Origin of the sequence: Polaromonas sp. UBA4122 (assembly GCA_002381615.1) — a bacterium.
Taxonomy (GTDB): Bacteria; Pseudomonadota; Gammaproteobacteria; order Burkholderiales; family Burkholderiaceae_C; genus Polaromonas.
The window spans coordinates 1-18,946 of record DFWY01000062.1; the positions used below are offsets into that span (position 1 = coordinate 1).

Sequence of the window (18,946 nt, forward strand, 5' to 3'; positions counted from 1 at the left end):
GTCTCCCCCAGGTTTGGCGGCGGCGGGCCCCCCCCGCGGGGGCAGGAGGACTGCGGGCTTGTCGCGGCCCGTGACGGCGCGCTTGTGCTCATCGTTTGCAGTGGATGTGGCCTGGCGGGATTTGCTGGAAAACCAGTTGAAAAAAGACATGTAAAGAGTTCTCGTGAGGCTGCGCATCGGGCCTCTTCCTTCAGTGAAGGAAATGGCGCTATTTCTGCGATGCTGCAAGTTCGTTGCTGCGGTAGTTTACTCAGTGAGCTTTCATTCACCAAACATTGTATCTAATTGTAAACACAGATGGCGGTAAAAGACACACCAACCACGTTGGACTGCTTTTCTCGAAAAGCAACAAGGGCAACTCAATTCAGCGTTCTATGGCCTGACGGCGCATCAAGTGACGCCAAAACGGCCACCCTTCCGATATCAGGTAACTGCCACACGCCTGGGGCGGTTGTACAGGCGTCTGGCCATTACAGCACCCAAGGCCATGGTCAACTCCAGCGCAATCGACCCGTGGCGGTTGGCCAGTTCCACAAAGCGCAGGGGGGTCAGACACCACAGCTTGCAGGGCGTTGATGCTTGCACCGTGGCACTGCGTGGCAGGTGCGAGAAAAAAGCACCTTCGCCCAGCACGGTTCCAGCACCCACCAAGGCCATCCGGACGCGCGCTTTTTCGTCCTCATAGTGAACGCTCAGAGTCCCGCTTTCAATGAAATACAGCGTACGGTCCAGTGCCCCTTGTTCCATCAGCACCTGGCCATTGTTCAGAGCAAATGGCTGCAGGTGGCTGGCCAGAATGTCCCAGTGCGGCTGGCTGAATTGACAACGCAAGGCGTCACTGGCGTGGCAATGCATGATGGCCTGGGTCAAGCCCTGAATGTCAAAACGGATGGCTGCGGGTAATGCTGCGTTCATAGTGGAGAAGACGATAGCTTTGCATCACAAGCGCCGCAAGAGAGGTTAACGCCCCCTTACACCTGATACATGAAAAGCGGCTTGTCATTGCGCCAGAAAAACCCCTCCCGGCAGGACCTTGCCTGCGCCGTGTATCGCCCGCCTGCGGCCAGCGCCAGTCAGGCGCCTGGACTACTTACCTATACAGAATCTGGAAAAAATCTCGCCCAGCAAATCGTCGGGAGTGAACGCTCCGGTGATCTCGCTCAGGTGAAGTTGCGCCTGGCGCAAATCTTCCGCGAGCAGGTCCAGCGCGGGCCTGGCGGCGTGCAGCTGAGCCGCCGCCGTGGCCAGTTGGCCTTCCACGTTGTGCAATGCGCGCAAGTGGCGTTCGCGCGCCATGAACACGCCTTCGGGTGCGGCTTGCCAGCCCACCACCTGCAGCAGCAGCTGGCGCAGGGCATGCAGGCCGGCACCGGTTTTGGCTGAAACCAGCACGCCGCCACTCACCTTGTGTAGCACGTCGGGGCTGGCCAGGTCCGACTTGTTCCAGACATCGATGACGGCCGTATTTTTAGGGAGTTTTTTGCCTAATACGCTCGCTATACGGGCGTCAGCAGCTATGTAATTAATAGCGTCCTGGCCCTCGTCCGTGGCATCCTGCCGGGTCAGGTCGTGCAAAAACAGGACCGCGTCCGCAGTTTCAATTTCGGCCCAGGCGCGCTCCACGCCGATTTTTTCGACTTCGTCCAGCGCCTCGCGCAGGCCAGCGGTATCGACCACGTGCAGCGGTACGCCTTCAATCTGGATCAGCTGCGAGACCTTGTCGCGCGTGGTACCCGCAATCGGCGTGACGATGGCCAGTTCCGCACCGGCCAGCGCATTGAGTAGCGAGCTCTTGCCGGCATTGGGCTGGCCGGCAATCACCACCTTGATGCCTTCGCGCAGGATGGCGCCCTGCATGGCGCGCTGCATCACGCTGGTCAGGGTGGTTTGCAGGCGCAGCAGCTGGCCTTGGGCATCGGCTGCTTGCAGAAAGTCGATGTCTTCTTCCGGGAAATCAAGGGTAGCCTCGACCAGCATGCGCAAATGAATCAGTTGCTCCAGCAGCGTGTTCACCGCCAGCGAAAATTCGCCCGACATCGACCGGGCAGCCGACCGGGCAGCGGTTTCGGTGCTGGCATCAATCAGGTCGGCAATGGCTTCGGCCTGTGCCAGGTCAATCTTGTCATTGAGGAAGGCGCGCTCGGTGAATTCGCCCGGTTGAGCAATACGAAGCCCGGGCAACTGGAGCAGCCCCGCCTGGCCGGTGGCCGGGTTGGGCGCAGCGCCAGCTTCCAGGCAGCGTGCCAGCAGCAGTTGGAGCACCACCGGCCCGCCATGGGCCTGCAGTTCCAGCACGTCCTCGCCGGTATAGGAGTGGGGCGCGGGGAAATAAATGGCCAAGCCCTGGTCGATCGCCTGCCCTTGCGCGTCGCGAAATGGCAGGTAGGTGGCCTGGCGGGGTGAAAGCAGGCGGCCGCAAACGGCGGCGATCACCGGCGCAATGTTTTTACCCGAAACGCGAACGATGCCCACCGCCCCGCGCCCGGGTGCAGTGGCGATGGCAACTATGGGATGGTGATGTCGGGCCAGCATGAAGCCGCAATGTTAAAGGGCCCCAAAGTTTTGCTTTGCGGCCCTTTTTATTATCTGAACTTCGGCAGGTTGAACTGCGGCGGCACACCCATCCGGGTGTTGATCACCCATTGCTGTGTAATCGACAGGATGTTGTTGGTGATCCAGTACAGCACCAGGCCTGCCGGGAAGAAGAAGAACATCACGCTGAAAATCAGCGGCATGAACCACATCAGCTTGGCCTGCATCGGATCAGGCGGTGCAGGGTTGAGCGCCGTCTGCAGCAGGGTCGTCATGGTCATGACGACGGGCAGGATAAAGTAGGGATCGGGCGACGACAGGTCGGTGATCCACAGCATCCACGGCGCGTTGCGCATCTCGATGCTGGACAGCAACACCCAGTACAGCGCAATGAACACAGGGATCTGGATCATGATGGGGAAGCAGCCACCCATGGGGTTGACCTTTTCCTCGCGGTAGATTTTCATCATCGCCTGTTGCATTTCCTGCGGCTTGTCTTTCAGGCGCGCGCGCATTTCCGTGATCTTCGGATTGATGGCCTTCATCTTGGCCATGCTGGAGTAGGCCTTGGCATTGAGCCAGTAAAAGGCGATCTTGAGCAGCAGCACCAGCGCCACGATGGACCATCCCCAGTTTTGAATAAAGCTGTGCAGCTTGTCGAGCAGCCAATACAGCGGCTTGGCCAGAATGGTCAGCCAGCCGTAGTCTTTCACCAACTCCAGGCCGGGGGTCAGCGCCTCAAGTATTTTTTCTTCCTGTGGGCCGATAAATAATTTCGAGGCTATGCTCTTGGTCGCTCCCGGTGCAATGGTGCCAAGCGGCGTAATCAAGCCCACGGCATACAGGTTGGTGTCCACTTTACGGAAAAACAGGTCGCGCTGCAGGCCATCGCCCAGAATCCAGGCCGATGCAAAATAATGCTGCACCATGGCCACGTAGCCGTTGGTCGCCTCTTTCTCAACATCAACCTTGTTGTTTTCGATGTCCTTGAAGGTGACTTTCTGGTATTTCTTGGCTTCGGTGTAAATGACCGGGCCGGTGAAGGTGGAATAGAAGGATGGCATGTTCTTGACACCAAACCATTGCAACAACACCGGCGCAGGAAGCCTGGAGACCGGCTCATTGCCGTCGCGCACCAACTGCATGTAAAGCTGCGGGGCCTGCGGCGCGCTGCCGGTGTTGATCACGTCATGTCGCACGGCAATGTCGTAAGCGCCGCGTTTGAGCGTGTAAGTTTTTACCAGTTTGACACCGCCAATGTCGGCCGACTCAAACCTGACCTGCAGTTCGTTCTGGCCGTCCTTGAGCACGCGCTCGCCGGGCACCAACGTCATCGGTGTTTTGTGGGTGGGGAAGCTGCCTCCTGCGCCGCCCGCAATCAGGCCGGTCTGCGCCACATAAACTCGGCTGGCGCTATCGTCCAGCAACTTAAAACCCACGTCCTTGTCCGCCATGTCCTTGTATTTATTGAACACCGAGTGGACCAGGGTCCCGCCTTCGCTGTCAAAGGTCAGTGTGAAGACATCGGTGCTCACCACCACGCTCTCTTTAGTCGCGGACGGTGCTATTGATGGCGCACCCGTAGGCACAGCCCCGGGCGATCCTGGGGTTGCGCTGGCTGGCGACGAAGACGGCACGGAAGACGCCGTCACAGCGCTGGACGAGGGGGATACAGGCGCCTTGGCAGTCTGCGTGGCTGAAGGGAAGAAGGTGGCCTTGTGGCCGTTAAAAACCTGCCACTGGTCCCACAACAAGACCATGGAGAAACCAAAAATCACCCACAAAATGGTGCGGCGGATGTCGTTCATGACGGCGTCTTTTTAGAAGAGGTGGAAGTCACAGGCGTGACCAGACGGGTGAAAAGAGAAGCAGGACCTTTGGGCGGCACCGGATCGTGCCCGCCGTCGCACCAAGGGTGGCAGCGCACCAAGCGACGCAGCGTCAGATAGCTCCCCATGGCCGCGCCGTGCTGCTGCAGCGCCTGCAGCGAGTAGGCCGAACAACTGGGTTCAAACCGGCAGGCTGAACCCAGCCACGGGCTGAGCAGCAAACGGTAGCCTTTCACCAGGCCGATCAGCATGGTTTGTGGCAAACGTATCAGGGCGGCAATCGGTTTCATGGAGCATTTACTCCCGCCTGCATCAGCGCCTGCACTTCTGCGCGCACCGCCTGCTTGAGTGGCTCGGAGCTGGCGCTGACAAATTCGGTGCGGGAAAACCCACGCCGCAAGCGGACCACAAAAGCGGCCGGTAGATACTGATGCAAAAAATCAGCGCTCACGGTGTATATCTGTCGTTTGATGGCATTGCGCGTGACGGCCCGTTTGGCCCAGCGTTTGGGAACCATCGCGCCTATCCATATATCCTGGATCGGAAACAGCACCGGTGCATCAACAAGCTTGCCGGGCTGTATTTGCAGGCCCCTGGCGTCCAATGCATTGCGGTGCAATGCGAAGTGCGTTGTTCTTGCAACAATGGCACCGGCAAGTACTGCCTGAAACTGCGGTCGGGTTTGAAGCCGCTGCACTAGCGCCAGCTCAAGAACAGAAAACTGCGAAGGGCCTGTAGAAAGCGGGCTTAAACGGCCAGGCGCTTGCGGCCTTTGGCGCGACGTGCAGCGATCACTGCGCGGCCGCCACGCGTTTTCATGCGCGTCAGAAAGCCGTGCGTGCGTGCGCGCTTGACTTTGGAAGGTTGGTATGTGCGTTTCATGATAAATCCTACTAGCCTTAATTCGGCTTATTACTGGGCTGTCAGCTACAAAGCTTCCCCTGGCGATCTGAATGATCTTGGTGGCCGTACAACACAACCAACTTTGCAAGTTTGCAGGACTTGCAACACACCAGCAACGACTTGGCCGATCAATCATTGAAATTGAATCAATCGGCAAGGTCGTGCAAGCGGTATCAATCCGCTACGAATCAGGGAAACCCATGATTATCACAGATTTCTCAACACTGGCAACCCGTTAGCTCGTGTAGTGGGAGTAAAGACCAGGATGAGACTGATCCGTGGAGTGCCGCGTACGTGAGGGTAGCCGTAAAAATGATGGTTTTTTTCGAGGTAAGGTGTAAACCACCGAAAAATCTTTAGCCGGCACGGTCTGCTCGCTGGGCATGAGACATGAACTGTTGATGCGTTTGCGGTTGCCTGCTGTGGTGGTCAAGTCGCCGGTTGGCGTCATCAATTAAATTCAGTGGTTTGACAACTCGGCAAGGTGGCCGACATTGGGCACGCTATGTCTGCTTTTTAGTGCGATCGTGATTTCCCCTATCTTTATCTTTAATTTCTTAATTCAAATTAGTAGTAGTGATAAGGGCGGCGCCTATCTGTGGACAGCGCCATTTTCCCCTTTTTAATCAATCACTTGGCGTTTGTTTAACCTTGTGTTCAGACGACCTTGAAGTATCTTGTCAGATATGAACAACTTTCGATTGTCAGGTACTGCTGTGGATAAGTCATGGCTTGTTCAAAAGTTGTCCCCATGGTTATTGCGCTGGCCTTCCAGTTTTTAAAATAAGTAAAAAGTACTCATTTTTAGGATTTCATCGTTTATTCCAGCATGATGATGTGCTTACGCCTGACCAATAACTCACTGAACTTGGGCGGGCTCTTATCTCAGGGCGCGTAAATTTATGACAACAATGCCATGACAAAAACCTCTATTTTTATGGGCTAGATAGCCTGTAATCTCGTACCAAGCTTTTCCGGGCCCGGGGACAGGCCCGACCGAAAATAGGGTTAAACCAGAAGTAATTATTTTGTGGATAACTAAGCGCCCCGACTACAATTGCGAGTGCTCAAAATTAACAATATCCACAAGCAGCTGCTGGCTGCTTTGCGTCAACAACCCGGTCAAAACCAGTCATGAGTGAGGGAGCCATCCATGACCTGAGCTACAACTTATGGCAAACCTGTGTTGACCATCTGGCCCAGGAATTACCCGGGCAGCAGTTCAATACCTGGATCCGTCCGCTGGTTGTCAACGTGGCCCCCGACCTGTCCAAAGTCACCGTTCAGGTCGGCAACCGCTTTAAACTGGACTGGGTTCGAGCCCAATATGCAGCCCGTATTTCCGCATTGCTTGAAAAGATATCAGGCCAGAGAATTCCTCTTGAGTTAGCGCTCGCTCCTCGGGAAATACCCGAAAAATCTGCTATTTTAGTTAGAAGTTTTGAAGGAGTGGGGGTTTCGGAACCGGCCGGTCTCGGGATGCCTGAAGAAGTTGCAGGCACGCCGTTCAAGAACCGGATCAATACCGCGCTGACCTTTGACACCCTGATTGAAGGCACCGCCAACCGCATGGGCCGCGCCGCCGCGCTCCACGTTGCCAGCAGTCTGGGTCAGCTTTACAACCCGCTTTTCATCTATGGCGGCGTCGGTTTGGGTAAAACCCATTTAATGCATGCCATCGGCAACAAGCTACTGGCTGACAACCCGGCTACCAAAGTTCTCTACATCCACGCAGAGCAATTTGTTTCAGATGTGGTTAAAGCCTACCAGCGCAAGACTTTTGACGAGTTCAAGGAACGCTATCACTCGCTGGATTTACTGCTGATTGACGATGTACAGTTTCTTGCCAACAAGGACCGCACACAGGAAGAGTTTTTCAATGCCTTCGAGGCCCTACTGACCAAAAAGTCGCATATTGTGATGACCAGCGACACCTATCCCAAAGGCCTGACCGACATCCATGAGCGCCTGGTGTCACGCTTTGACTCCGGCTTGACGGTGGCCATCGAGCCTCCCGAACTGGAGATGCGCGTAGCCATCCTGATTCGCAAAGCCGAGGCCGAGGGAGCGGTCATGCCGGAAGAAGTCGCGTTTTTTGTGGCCAAGAACGTCCGCTCCAATGTGCGCGAACTGGAAGGCGCACTGCGCAAAATTCTGGCTTATTCGCGGTTTAACCTCAAGGAAATCTCTATCCAGCTGGCTAGAGAAGCCCTGCGTGACCTGCTGTCGATTCAAAACCGGCAGATTTCTGTTGAAAACATCCAGAAGACGGTGGCCGACTACTACAAGATCAAGGTCGCCGACATGTATTCCAAAAAGCGGCCTGCCAGCATCGCCCGGCCGCGGCAGATTGCCATGTACCTGGCCAAGGAACTCACGCAAAAAAGCCTGCCCGAGATCGGTGAGCTGTTTGGCGGGCGCGACCACACCACGGTGTTGCATGCCGTGCGCAAAATGTCTGCAGAACGCCAGCAGATGACCGAACTCAATCAGCAGCTGCACGTGCTGGAACAAACCCTGAAAGGCTGAAAATAAATGCTTTTGTACTGCGATATAAGTATGGGGACAACTTTTGAACAAGCTATGACTTATCCACAGCAGTAGCTGACAATCGAAAGTTGTTCATATCTGACAAGATACTTCAAGGTCGTCTGAACACAAGGTTAAACAAACGCCAAGTGCTTGATTAAAAAGGGGAAAATGGCGCTGTTCACAGATAGGCGCCGCCCTTATCACTACTACTAATTTGAATTAAAGAATTAAAGATAAATACAGAGGAAGACATGATCGTTCTGAAAGCCACTCAAGAAAAAGTTTTGTCGGTTCTGCAATCGGTTGCAGGCATTGTGGAACGCAGGCATACTTTGCCGATTCTGGCCAACGTGCTGATCCGCAAAACCGGCGCGCAGCTGCAACTCACCACGAGCGATCTTGAAATCCAGATCCGCACCACCGCTGAACTCGATGGCGACGCCGGAGACTTCACCACCACGGTAGGCGCCCGCAAGCTCATCGACATCCTGCGTTCCATGCCCAGCGACCAGACTGTGACGCTGGAGTCAGCGCAGAACAAGCTGATTTTGAAAGGTGGGAAAAGCCGCTTCACGCTGCAGACCCTGCCGGCTGAAGACTTCCCGCTGGTACAGGAAGCCGCCAACTTTGGCCCCAGCTTTTCGGTGCCGCAAAAGGTGCTCAAGGAACTGCTCAACCAGGTGTCGTTTGCCATGGCGGTGCATGACATTCGCTACTACCTCAACGGCATTTTGTTTGTGGTTGAAGGCAAACAACTGAGCCTGGTGGCCACCGACGGCCATCGGCTGGCGTTTTCGTCGGCCACGCTCGACGTTGAAGTGCCCAAGCAGGAAGTGATTTTGCCACGCAAGACGGTGCTGGAAATGCTGCGCCTGCTCAGCGACAAGGAAGGCGCGATCCAGATGCAGTTTGCCGGCAACCAGGCCAAATTCAGCTTTGAAGGCATGGAGTTTGTGACCAAGCTGGTCGAAGGTAAATTTCCCGACTACAACCGCGTGATTCCCAAGAACCACAAAAACATCATCACGCTGGGCCGCCTGCCGCTGCTGGCCAGCCTGCAGCGCACGGCGATTCTTACCAGTGAAAAGTTCAAGGGGGTACGGCTGAATATCGAACCCGGCACGCTGCGCGTGGCCTCCAACAACGCTGAGCAGGAAGAAGCCGTCGACGAGCTCGACATCGACTACGGCGGCGAACCCATAGAAATTGGCTTTAACGTGACTTACCTGATTGATGCACTGGCCAACATGGACCAGGACATGGTGAAGATTGAGCTGGCGGACTCCAACAGCTCGGCGCTGCTGACTATTCCAGACGATGCAGCCTTCAAATACGTGGTGATGCCGATGCGCATTTGACGCATAGTTAACAAGAAGCACACGCCATAAGAAACAACAGACCCGCGAACCTTCGCGGGTTTGGTCATTCAAGAGATTGAGAAAAGCGGGTTATGACTGAAGAAAACAAACCGAACGAAGCCGATCAAGTTCACGTCAGCGATGGTGCTGCAGGCGAGGAAAGCTCCAATTTCCAGCCAAAAATCGACACCAACCAGGCGGGCGCATCAGAAGCTTATGGCGAAGGCTCCATCCAGATCCTGGAAGGCCTGGAGGCCGTGCGCAAGCGTCCTGGCATGTACATTGGCGACACGTCAGACGGCACTGGCTTGCATCACCTGGTGTTTGAGGTTGTCGACAACTCTATCGACGAATCACTGGCGGGCCACTGTGATGACATCGTTGTCACCATCCACACCGACAACTCGGTCAGCGTGGTCGACAACGGCCGCGGCATCCCGACCGGCGTGAAGATGGATGACAAGCATGAGCCCAAGCGTTCGGCTGCCGAGATTGCCCTGACCGAGTTGCATGCCGGCGGCAAGTTCAACCAGAACAGCTACAAGGTGTCTGGCGGTCTGCACGGCGTGGGTGTGAGCTGCGTGAACGCGCTGTCAAAAATGTTGCGCCTGACCATTCGCCGCGACGGCAAGGTGCATGTCATGGAGTTCTCCAGAGGCTTTGTGCAGAACCGCATCGTCGATACGGTCAACGGCTTCGAAGTCTCCCCTATGAAGGTGCTGGGCTCTACCGACAAGCGCGGCACCGAAGTCCACTTTTTGCCTGACACCGACATCTTCAAGGAAAACAACGATTTTCACTACGAGATTTTGAGCAAGCGCCTGCGTGAGCTGAGCTTCCTGAACAACGGCGTGAAGATTCGTCTGAAAGACGAGCGCACCGGCAAGGAAGACGACTTTGCCGGTGCCGACGGCGTCAAGGGCTTTGTGGCGTTCATCAACAAAGGCAAAACCGTATTGCACCCCAACGTGTTTGCTGCCATGGGCGACCGCCAGAGCGACCAGGGCACCAACATTGGCGTGGAAGTGGCCATGCAGTGGAACAGCGGCTACAACGAGCAGGTGCTGTGCTTTACCAACAACATTCCCCAGCGTGATGGCGGCACCCACCTGACCGGCCTGCGCGCCGCCATGACGCGCGTGATCAACAAGTACATCGACGACAGCGAACTGGCCAAAAAAGCCAAGGTGGAGGTCACCGGTGACGACATGCGCGAAGGCCTGTGTTGCGTGTTGAGCGTGAAGGTGCCCGAACCAAAATTTTCGAGTCAGACCAAAGACAAGCTGGTGTCCAGTGAAGTGCGTGGCCCTGTCGAAGAGATCGTGAGCCGACTGCTGTACGACTACCTGCAGGAACGCCCCAACGACGCCAAGATCATCGTCGGCAAAATCATTGAAGCCGCCCGTGCCCGCGAAGCCGCCCGCAAGGCCCGCGACATGACGCGCCGCAAGGGTGTGCTCGACGGCATGGGTCTGCCCGGCAAGCTGGCCGACTGCCAGGAAAAAGATCCCGCCGGCTGCGAAATCTATCTGGTCGAGGGCGACTCCGCCGGCGGCTCCGCCAAGCAGGGCCGCGACCGTAAATTCCAGGCCATCCTGCCTTTGCGTGGCAAGATTTTGAATGTAGAAAAAGCCCGCTATGAAAAGCTGCTGACCAGCAATGAAATTTTGATACTGATCACGGCGCTGGGCACCGGTATTGGCAATGCAGGCGGCACGCGGGGGACCGATGGCACGCCAGGCCCTGATGACTTCAACGTGGCCAAGCTGCGCTACCACCGCATCATCATCATGACCGACGCCGACGTGGACGGCGCGCACATCCGAACGCTGCTGCTCACCTTCTTTTACCGCCAGATGCCCGAGCTGGTGGAGCGCGGCTACATCTACATTGCGCAGCCGCCGCTGTACAAGGTCAAAGCCGGCAAGGAAGAACAGTACCTGAAAGACACCCAGGCACTCGACGCCTTTTTGCTGCGCATTGCGCTGAAAGACGCGGTTGTGCAAACCGGCGCCGACGAAAACACCGTGCTGACGGGTGACGCACTGGCCGAACTGGCACGCAAACACCAGCTGGCCGAGTCGGTGATTGGCCGCCTGCGCGGCTTTATGGATGCAGAGGCCCTGCGTGCTATTGCCGATGGCGTGTCGCTGAATCTCGATACCATGGCCGAAGCCGAAACCTCGGCCGCGCTACTGCAAGCCAGGCTGCGCGAGCTGAACGTGACAGGCTCGCCCGCCGAAGTGGCCGGTGAGTTTGACACCCGCACCGACAAACCCCTTCTGCGCATTAGCCGCCATCACCACGGCAACGTGAAGAGCAGCGTGCTGACGCAGGACTTTGTACACGGCGCCGACTACGCCACGCTGGCCGAAGCGGCCACCATGTTCAAGGACTTGATCAGCGACGGCGCCAAAGTCATGCGTGGCGAAGGCGAGCGGAGAAAAGAAGAAAAAATCAGCGACTTCCGCCAGGCCATGAGCTGGCTGATTGGCCAGGCCGAAAACGCCACTGCACGCCAGCGCTACAAAGGCCTGGGCGAGATGAACCCCGCCCAACTCTGGGAAACCACCATGGACCCCAAAGTGCGCCGCCTGCTCAAGGTGCAGGTTGATGACGCGATTGAAGCCGATCGTGTGTTCACCATGCTGATGGGTGATGAAGTCGAGCCGCGCCGGGAGTTCATTGAGCAGAATGCGTTGAGGGCGGCCAATATTGATATCTGATTGTGTAGGTTCTCAAAATTCCTGCAAAAATTCTCACATCGTGCAAAAAGTCTTGATATAGGTCTAGGGGTGTCGGGCGACACAGTAAGTGAAATCTGTGTGTTGCGGCCGGTCGAGAATTGACCCACGTGCCGGGATTGCACTGACCCATGCATCGGCTATGCGAATCGTTGCCAGCATTAGGATTGACCGTCGGCACCTGGATCAATATCGCATCGGCACCGGCACCAACACCGCGTCGGCAGTAACAGCCATGACGCGCACTCGTTCTCGCCATGCAGGTCGGCCAGGGTATGGCGAAGCCTGATTAACGATGACATTGAATTTCGGGTGGCAGCATGAATACACGTTATGCTCAGATGACATCGATGTAGCAAATCGTTGTCAAGAGCGATAGCAACGTTGGCCAAACGCATTGATTTATTAATGAACATTAGGAGCAACTATGGGAGGTTCAGGATCAAGCGGGTGGGAGCCCACGCCGCCACGTGACCCATGCGGAACGTTGTCATTTCGTGCTTCGCTTAACTCACCGCAGCCGGCGGTTGTCGCTCTGCTTACCGTCGGGCATGTACTATCAATTGGTATGGCTCCCGCGCCACAGCATGCTGTCCAAGTGAGTCATGGCATGTCAGTCGCTGGAACGCTCACAGGTCCCAAAATAAGTAGCCTTATTAATTGCCTCCTGAATGGATACTGTTTTGAGGCTGAGGTTGTCTCGATTTCGGGAGGGCATTGCGTCGTTGATGTGAGGCCGGTATGAGAAGGACCCTAACGGTAGTTGGAGGGGCGTATGGCGAGGAGTGCAGTTTTCCACGGCGCATAGTATTTCGTGGAAGCGGTGCTCGCGCCGCAGCCGTGCTTGTTAACCTCGGCCGCGACAGTGGCATTGATGTAGCGCTATTCACTGCTACAGGGCCAACTCTTGGGCCAGAGTTTGTGAGCATTGCGAAACACCTTGGGTACACGCTTCATGCTCGGCAACGCACTTCTGATGTCTGGTTTCGATACCGATATCCACTTGGCCGTCCGGATATTCATCCGTTGTCGATACCAGCGCTTCCTCAGCAACCGCCGGTCGAGGCGGACCGACTCCTGGTCTTTGGGATGGTTGAAGGACGTCCAACGACTCACGCAAAGCGCGTTGTATACGATCCCCAAGATGGCTCACGAGCCCAAGCCTATTCATCAAACGGATCTACGGCGCAGGAATTGGCCGTTGTTGTTTCGCACTCTGAGGGACGGGCCCTTACAGGCGAGCAAGATCCAAACTCAATCGCCAAGGCTCTGTTGCAAGCGCCTGGGACGTCGGTTGCCATTATCAAGTGTGGTCCGCAAGGTGCGCTTGTTCATACGGCAACGTCTAGTGCTTGGATTTACCCATTTCCAACCACACGGGTCTACAAGATCGGTTCAGGCGATGTTTTCTCAGCCGGATTTGCCTTCGCCTGGTTGGTCGAGGAGATCGATCCGATTCAGGCGGCCTGGTTTGCTTCACGTCTGGCGGCAGCCTACGTCGAGTCAGGCCTGGATCGATTTACGCCCGACCAGCTCGAAGACTTCCGCGCGCAAGCTCGTACTGCGCACCATAAGCTTGGGGCATGCGCGCAGCGGCCAATACCTGAAACGCAGATTTATCTTGCAGGCCCATTCTTCAGTACCTCGCAGCAGTGGGCCATCGATGAAATGCGGGGAGCCTTGAAAGATATGGGCTTTCGCGTGTTTTCGCCGATTCACGATATAGGCGTTGGCCTGCCCTCCGAGGTTGCCCCACAGGATCTGAGTGGCCTCAATTCGTCAGGTGTGGTGTTGGCTCTTCTCGATGGCCTTGACCCCGGGACGCTATTTGAGGTCGGGTATGCGAGAGCAAAGAACATCCCAGTCATTGCGGTTGCTGAGTCTGTATCCGCAGACTCGCTCACGATGGTCCTGGGGTCGGATTGCTATGTGACCAACGACTTGACCACTGGAATATATGCGGCCTGCTGGAAAGTCATGGGAGATGTCTGAACTGCTGTTGTTGTCTGGGGGAATTGATTCGATCGCACTCGCCGCTTGGAGGCGGCCGTCCGTCTGCCTGACCATTGACTATGGACAACGACCGGCTCAAGCCGAACTCCAAGCGTCAGCTCAGGTTTGCCAGGATCTTGGTCTAAGACATGAGGTACTGGAGGCTAAGATCCCTGGCCTAGGTAGTGGCCGCTTGGCTGGCGAAGCCGAATCGCCACACTCTAAACACGCGGAGTTCTGGCCATTTCGCAACCAGTACCTGATCACAATCGCCAGCATGATGGCAATGAAAACCGGTTGCGATACCGTCACGATTGGCACTGTGGTGACTGACCGCCGCCATAAAGACGGGTCAGAAGCCTTCTTACACTATCTCCGACTGGTCTTGCTCCAACAGGAAGGTGCGCTTGGTTTGCAGGCACCGGCAGCAAATCTAACCAGCGAACAACTGGTTCGCCAATCGAACGTTTCCCCTTCGGTTTTGGCGTGGGCCCATTCGTGCCATTCAGGCCCATTGGCGTGCGGAACGTGTCCAGGCTGTCAAAAGCACTCCGAAGTTATGGCTGCACTCGGGTGGTCGCGGTAAGACTTAGTGTGCAAGCGGGAGCGGCATCTGCTGCGGTCTAGGTGCATTGCTACTTACTGGATCGTCCTGCCCAAATTTGTGCTTGATTGCATCGAGCGCGAGTCTGCCAACGGTGCGCATTTGGTCCCAAATCAGGCAATCAAGAACCGCTGGTCGAACATTCATTGCGTGGCAAAGGTTGATGTATTGCGCCTCCATTTCGAAATACTGTCGTTCAACTTTTTGCTCGGGCGTAAAAAGATCGCAGAGAACCCCTGCTCTAACGATGTGAATATCCAAAATGGCCACATCGTCTGCGTCTAAATAGTTTCGCGCGACCCAGCCTGCGGTTTTTGGACCAACACCGCGTACCCGCAAAAGACTGTCGCGCAGCGCTCGACCTCCCTGTGGATCGATCTGCTTGTTCCGAACGCACTTCATCGCGTCTGCAAGGTAGATTGCCTTTTGATTCGGATACCGGTAATGGATATTGCGGCCACCGACTTCAAGTGGGCGCCTCAGGACCTCAACCCAATTCTCCGTGGAGGCGTTCAGATTGGCAATTAAATCGGCATCGCGGCATGCCTTGAACGCCGCCATGGCCAGTTCCGCTGTGATCCCATATCCGCCGAGCAGACAGAACACCAACTCCTCGGCCAAGCTTCCTTGCGCCCGATACGGTGAGTGTGCCTTTCCATCCAGGTCACTCATCCAGAGCTGAGACACCCAGTACGCGGGCGTAAATAAGTTCCAATGATCGCCCCAGCAGATGCCTGGAACAACAGGCTCATTCGCATCAGGTAGCTCTCGACGTCTCTCGGTGTCATTGACCCAGTAGCTAACAGTTTGGCTCATGCCCCGCTCCCAGTCGAAATCAGCGTGCCAAGCCATGTGTGTAGAGACGCCTGCTCAGCAAGGGACAGCTTTTGGACCCTTTGGCGCAGACGGTCTTGCCGTCTGCGAATTACCTCGCGCTGACGAAACCCCTCACCGAGATAGCGATCGTCGTGCGGGATGTCAGGCTTTGAATAGTTGTACCAAACGCACTCCTCACGCATCCCAACGCGCGTGCGCATGTGGAACTTGTGCTGATGCCAGCCCGCAAGTCGCTGCTCATAAAGTGGTGACGAGTAGCCCGAAATCAGGATTTTGCATGGGAGCGCGGTCAAACAATCCAGCAAGTGCACATGGTCGTCAACGGTGTAATCGTGCCGGTAGACGCGGGCCCGGCGGCGTGTATCTGGATGGTATGGCGGATCGGCGTAGACCACGGTGTCCGCATCAAGAGGGATGTTCTTCAAACACTCAATCGCATCGCCATGCACAAGCTTGCATAGGCCGCTGAATTCACGCCGCCACATGTCTACGACTGCTTGATCGCGCTCAATGCCGAATTGCTCAAGCGCGGCCTGTTTGTGCCGCATAACAGCACCCCCACCAAGGTGGGTCTCAATATACCGCTTGTGTGGAGGGATCAGATTGATTAGATGGGCATAACAGGTGCCCTTGCCGCCGTCGTATCGCATGACACAAGCATCGTCATTTCTGGCGATGGTGTCAAGCTAAGTTTTAACTGAAGCTGATTGGCCATTCGGACCGAGGTAAGAGTTGGCTCCAACCGTCGTCGATGCCACTGTTTCGATGAAGCGCGGGATTTTTCACTTTTGGTGACACAAACGCCGGATCCTTTCACTTTCCTTGTCACGACGACACGGGGGGTGTGACCTAAAATGTGAAAATATCGTTATGAATTAAAGGCCTTCTTTTCATTAACTATGTCACCCGTCAAAGGGGTTCCCGTACTGAATTTGACTCGCAGAGGCGGATCTCGCTCGTCAATCATTGACACCCCCGAAACCTCGCAGAGCAAGTGCGCATGCCGGCAGGCTGTTGGCGCCGATTGAATCTTGACCACCTGTGCCGATTGAATTTTGACCAGGGGCTTTTGCTGGCTGTTTGATTGCCAACTGTGGATAACTATAGTCTCTTGCTGGTTTTGCTGGCTCCTTTTGAATCTCTGTCAGGTGGTCAGAACGGTTCTGCCTCGACTTTCTGAACCTCGCTCTTGCCCGCATCAACCTTGCGTTGCAACTCCCTGGATTTGATCTTTCCCTTGGCCTCGGTGGAGCTGTGGCGGAATCGGTAGGACTCGTTTCCAGTCTCCAGGATGTGACAGTGGTGGGTGAGCCGGTCTAGGAGCGCCGTCGTCATCTTTGCATCGCCAAACACGCTGGACCACTCCGCAAACGTCAGGTTGGTCGTGATCATCACGCTGGTGTGCTCGTACAACTTGGACAGCAAATGAAACAGCAAGGCGCCTCCCGCCTGGCTGAATGGCAGGTACCCCAGCTCGTCCAGAATGACCAGGTCGGTTCGCATCAGACTCATTGCTATCCGCCCGGCCTTTCCTTGCGCCTTCTCCTGCTCCAGTGCATTGACCAGATCCACCGTTGAGTAGAACCGCACACGCTTGCCATGGCGGGTCAGGCCGGAGATTCCCAGCGCGGTGGCCAGATGGGTCTTGCCGGTACCAGGCCCGCCAATAAGGACGGCGTTCTGAGCGTCATCGGTGAACGACAGGTCCGACAGCTTCTGAATCAGCGCCTTGTCCACCTGAGACACTGCGAAGTCAAACCCGGCCAGATCCCTGTGCATGGGGAAGCGGGCCGACTTCATCTGGTGCGAGATAGAGCGCATTTGACGGTCCACGTCTTCCGCATCCAGCAAGTGTTCCAGCAGCCACCGCGATGACTCAATGGTCGATCCGCCATCCTGCTCCATCAAGTCGGCCCAGGCGGTGGCCATGCCATTCAGGCGCAACCCTTTGAGTGCGCTTTGCACATCGCGTTTGGAATCACGCATGCCTCACCTCCTGACCATCCTGGTGTGTGGGACGTAGTCGGTCATAACGCGCTGTATCCGCCCTGGGTATCAGCGTGAGTTTCAGATGCGTTTGTGCCTGCTCCGGCGTTTGCGGTGAGTTCAGTCGCGCCAGTACGTTTCGCACATGCTCTGCACTGATGCTGCCATTCGGTGCCGCACCTTCGAGCACCAACTCCACAGCCACCAGCACAGACTCCAGTCCGGACTGCGGAACCGCCGCCAGAACTTGTGCCATGACACGGTCCCCTCCGGGGTGTCGAAGGAGCGATTGCCGCAATCGCAGCAGGGGCAACGGAAGGTCAAGAAACGGGGCGCCGTTTCTCAAGGCACCCGGCTTGCGTTGCACCAGATCGATGTAATGCTGCCAGTCGTACGTCGTCTGCGACTTGCCCACCAGCCGCGCATGACTGGCGATCACCATGTCCGCATAGGCGACATCAACTCGGTTTGGATACAGGCGGGTGCTGACCAGGGAACCTGCCCATTCACAGGGGACCGAGTAACGGTTGCGTGCCACCGATACTAGGCAGGTGCTGCTCACGCGCGCAGGTTTCTCCACGTAGCCATCGAACGGCTCGGGCATGCTCATGAGGTGAGCGCGCTCCAGCTCCAGCATCTCCGCCACAGTGAACTGCTTGTGAATCGGATGGTCCGTGTCCTCCCATACCGACCGGCAACGCTCCCCCAGCCAGGCGTTGAGTTCAGTGAATGATCCGAACCGACGTGTACCGGCCTCGATCCAGATTCGCCGGCGACTGTCTTGGACGTTCTTCTCCACGACGCCTTTCTCCCAACCGGAAGCGACATTGCAAAAGTCCGGATCGAAGAGGTAATGGCTGCACATCGTCGAGAAGCGCGCGTTGACGATGCGCCCCTTGCCCTTCTTGACCTTGTCCACGGCCGTCTTCATGTTGTCGTAGATGCCGCGCCGGGCAACACCACCCAAAGCAATGAAGGAGCGGGTGTGGGCATCGAACAGCATCTCATGGCCCTGGCTGGGGTAGGCAACCAACCAGAACGCCCGACTGGCACACAGCTTCAGATGGGATACCTGCAGGTTGTAGAACACGCCGCCCACCACCAGCGCCTCATCACTCCAGTCGAACTGAAACGCCTCACCCAACTCGAAGCTCAATGGAACAAACGCCTTGCTGGGGGACTGGTTGCTCTGCTCACGCCACGCACGAATGAAATCGGTCACCGCGCTGTAGCCGCCCCGGTAGCCTTGTGCCTGGATCTGGGCAAACAAGGCCTTGCCGCTGCGCCGCCCCTTCTTGGGACGGTGCATATCCGTATTCAATGCTTGGCCCAACACATCCTTGTAGGGCGTGAGCTTGCCGTCAGGGGCTTCCCTCACGTACTTCGGGGCTATGTCGCCAGGGGCCTTGAGCCACTTCTTTACGGTATTGCGTGACAGGCCTGTGGCCCTCGCAATCGCACTGGTGGAGAGTTTGTCGCGCAGTTTTAAGCGTCTTACCTTGCCTATTACGTCCATGGTGATCACCTTTTGGTACCTGCTGAATTAATCAGCAGGACAGTGGAACACCCTGGTCAATTTTCGGTCGGCACTTCTCGCTCTAAATGGTCAATTTTCGGTCGGCGCCAACA

At 56.3% G+C, this 18,946-nt stretch carries 15 protein-coding genes; 5 read left to right on the forward strand and 10 right to left on the reverse strand.

Annotation, left to right across the window (positions count from 1 at the left end):
- Positions 1-423: 423 nt before the first annotated feature.
- From B3F77_RS07945 to rpmH, 6 genes are all read right to left on the reverse strand, one after another.
- Positions 424-915 (reverse strand): Crp/Fnr family transcriptional regulator, encoded by a 492-nt coding sequence (locus B3F77_RS07945; protein WP_293604438.1) that lies wholly within the window; start codon positions 913-915, stop codon positions 424-426.
- Between the two features lie 171 nt (positions 916-1,086).
- Positions 1,087-2,532, reverse strand: coding sequence for a tRNA uridine-5-carboxymethylaminomethyl(34) synthesis GTPase MnmE (gene mnmE / locus B3F77_RS07950; protein ID WP_293604439.1), 1,446 nt, complete (start codon positions 2,530-2,532; stop codon positions 1,087-1,089).
- Positions 2,533-2,582: 50 nt separating this feature from the next.
- Positions 2,583-4,340, reverse strand: coding sequence for a membrane protein insertase YidC (gene yidC, locus B3F77_RS07955; RefSeq protein ID WP_293604440.1), 1,758 nt, complete (start codon positions 4,338-4,340; stop codon positions 2,583-2,585).
- Entirely contained in the window at positions 4,337-4,651 is a 315-nt protein-coding gene (yidD, locus tag B3F77_RS07960; RefSeq protein ID WP_293604441.1) for a membrane protein insertion efficiency factor YidD, read from the reverse strand. The genes yidC and yidD overlap by 4 nt, the downstream gene beginning before the upstream one ends.
- Positions 4,648-5,058: a ribonuclease P protein component gene (locus B3F77_RS07965; protein ID WP_293604442.1), complete on the reverse strand. Its 411-nt coding sequence runs from the start codon at positions 5,056-5,058 to the stop codon at positions 4,648-4,650. The genes yidD and B3F77_RS07965 overlap by 4 nt, the downstream gene beginning before the upstream one ends.
- A 50-nt stretch (positions 5,059-5,108) precedes the next feature.
- Positions 5,109-5,243, reverse strand: coding sequence for a 50S ribosomal protein L34 (rpmH, locus tag B3F77_RS07970; RefSeq protein WP_007862708.1), 135 nt, complete (start codon positions 5,241-5,243; stop codon positions 5,109-5,111).
- Between the two features lie 1,155 nt (positions 5,244-6,398).
- Here rpmH and dnaA point away from each other — a divergent pair.
- The 5 genes from dnaA (at position 6,399) to B3F77_RS20945 (ending at position 14,476) form a co-directional block, all read left to right on the forward strand.
- The gene (gene dnaA / locus B3F77_RS07975) at positions 6,399-7,793 is read left to right on the forward strand and encodes a chromosomal replication initiator protein DnaA (RefSeq protein ID WP_293604443.1); all 1,395 of its coding nucleotides are present in this window, start codon (positions 6,399-6,401) and stop codon (positions 7,791-7,793) included.
- A gap of 254 nt (positions 7,794-8,047) precedes the next feature.
- Positions 8,048-9,154 carry a DNA polymerase III subunit beta gene (dnaN, locus tag B3F77_RS07980; RefSeq protein ID WP_293604444.1) on the forward strand — a complete coding sequence of 369 codons (1,107 nt, stop codon included), beginning with the start codon at positions 8,048-8,050 and terminating at the stop codon, positions 9,152-9,154.
- 92 nt (positions 9,155-9,246) lie between these two features.
- Positions 9,247-11,880, forward strand: a complete 2,634-nt coding sequence (gene gyrB, locus B3F77_RS07985; protein ID WP_293604445.1) for a DNA topoisomerase (ATP-hydrolyzing) subunit B — start codon at positions 9,247-9,249, stop codon at positions 11,878-11,880.
- Positions 11,881-13,092: 1,212 nt separating this feature from the next.
- A complete protein-coding gene (locus tag B3F77_RS07990) occupies positions 13,093-13,890 on the forward strand; it encodes a PfkB family carbohydrate kinase (protein WP_293604446.1) in 798 nt (265 codons plus the stop codon).
- Complete coding sequence (locus tag B3F77_RS20945) at positions 13,883-14,476, forward strand: 7-cyano-7-deazaguanine synthase (protein ID WP_414702977.1); 594 nt, start codon at positions 13,883-13,885, stop codon at positions 14,474-14,476. The genes B3F77_RS07990 and B3F77_RS20945 overlap by 8 nt, the downstream gene beginning before the upstream one ends.
- A gap of 3 nt (positions 14,477-14,479) precedes the next feature.
- Here B3F77_RS20945 and B3F77_RS07995 read toward each other — a convergent pair whose 3' ends face one another.
- The 4 genes from B3F77_RS07995 to istA all read right to left on the reverse strand — a co-directional run bounded on the left by B3F77_RS07995 (position 14,480) and on the right by istA (position 18,833).
- Positions 14,480-15,310 carry a hypothetical protein gene (locus B3F77_RS07995; RefSeq protein ID WP_293604447.1) on the reverse strand — a complete coding sequence of 277 codons (831 nt, stop codon included), beginning with the start codon at positions 15,308-15,310 and terminating at the stop codon, positions 14,480-14,482.
- On the reverse strand, positions 15,307-15,981 hold the full coding sequence (locus tag B3F77_RS08000; RefSeq protein WP_293604448.1) for a DNA adenine methylase: 675 nt from the start codon (positions 15,979-15,981) through the stop codon (positions 15,307-15,309). Before B3F77_RS08000 ends, B3F77_RS07995 begins: the two co-directional genes overlap by 4 nt.
- Positions 15,982-16,483: 502 nt before the next feature.
- Positions 16,484-17,317, reverse strand: a complete 834-nt coding sequence (istB, locus tag B3F77_RS08005; protein WP_293604449.1) for an IS21-like element helper ATPase IstB — start codon at positions 17,315-17,317, stop codon at positions 16,484-16,486.
- The gene (gene istA / locus B3F77_RS08010) at positions 17,310-18,833 is read right to left on the reverse strand and encodes an IS21 family transposase (protein WP_293604450.1); all 1,524 of its coding nucleotides are present in this window, start codon (positions 18,831-18,833) and stop codon (positions 17,310-17,312) included. The genes istB and istA overlap by 8 nt, the downstream gene beginning before the upstream one ends.
- Positions 18,834-18,946 lie beyond the last annotated feature (113 nt).

Bases quoted from the DNA above. Each gene is read 5' to 3' on its own strand.
- B3F77_RS07945 (WP_293604438.1), bottom strand. From the start codon at position 915: ATGAACGCAGCATTACCCGCAGCCATCCGTTTTGACATTCAGGGCTTG.
- mnmE (WP_293604439.1), bottom strand. From the start codon at position 2,532: ATGCTGGCCCGACATCACCATCCCATAGTTGCCATCGCCACTGCACCC.
- yidC (WP_293604440.1), bottom strand. From the start codon at position 4,340: ATGAACGACATCCGCCGCACCATTTTGTGGGTGATTTTTGGTTTCTCC.
- yidD (WP_293604441.1), bottom strand. From the start codon at position 4,651: ATGAAACCGATTGCCGCCCTGATACGTTTGCCACAAACCATGCTGATC.
- rpmH (WP_007862708.1), bottom strand. From the start codon at position 5,243: ATGAAACGCACATACCAACCTTCCAAAGTCAAGCGCGCACGCACGCAC.
- dnaA (WP_293604443.1), top strand. From the start codon at position 6,399: ATGAGTGAGGGAGCCATCCATGACCTGAGCTACAACTTATGGCAAACC.
- dnaN (WP_293604444.1), top strand. From the start codon at position 8,048: ATGATCGTTCTGAAAGCCACTCAAGAAAAAGTTTTGTCGGTTCTGCAA.
- gyrB (WP_293604445.1), top strand. From the start codon at position 9,247: ATGACTGAAGAAAACAAACCGAACGAAGCCGATCAAGTTCACGTCAGC.
- B3F77_RS20945 (WP_414702977.1), top strand. From the start codon at position 13,883: ATGTCTGAACTGCTGTTGTTGTCTGGGGGAATTGATTCGATCGCACTC.
- B3F77_RS07995 (WP_293604447.1), bottom strand. From the start codon at position 15,310: ATGAGCCAAACTGTTAGCTACTGGGTCAATGACACCGAGAGACGTCGA.
- B3F77_RS08000 (WP_293604448.1), bottom strand. From the start codon at position 15,981: ATGCGATACGACGGCGGCAAGGGCACCTGTTATGCCCATCTAATCAAT.
- istB (WP_293604449.1), bottom strand. From the start codon at position 17,317: ATGCGTGATTCCAAACGCGATGTGCAAAGCGCACTCAAAGGGTTGCGC.
- istA (WP_293604450.1), bottom strand. From the start codon at position 18,833: ATGGACGTAATAGGCAAGGTAAGACGCTTAAAACTGCGCGACAAACTC.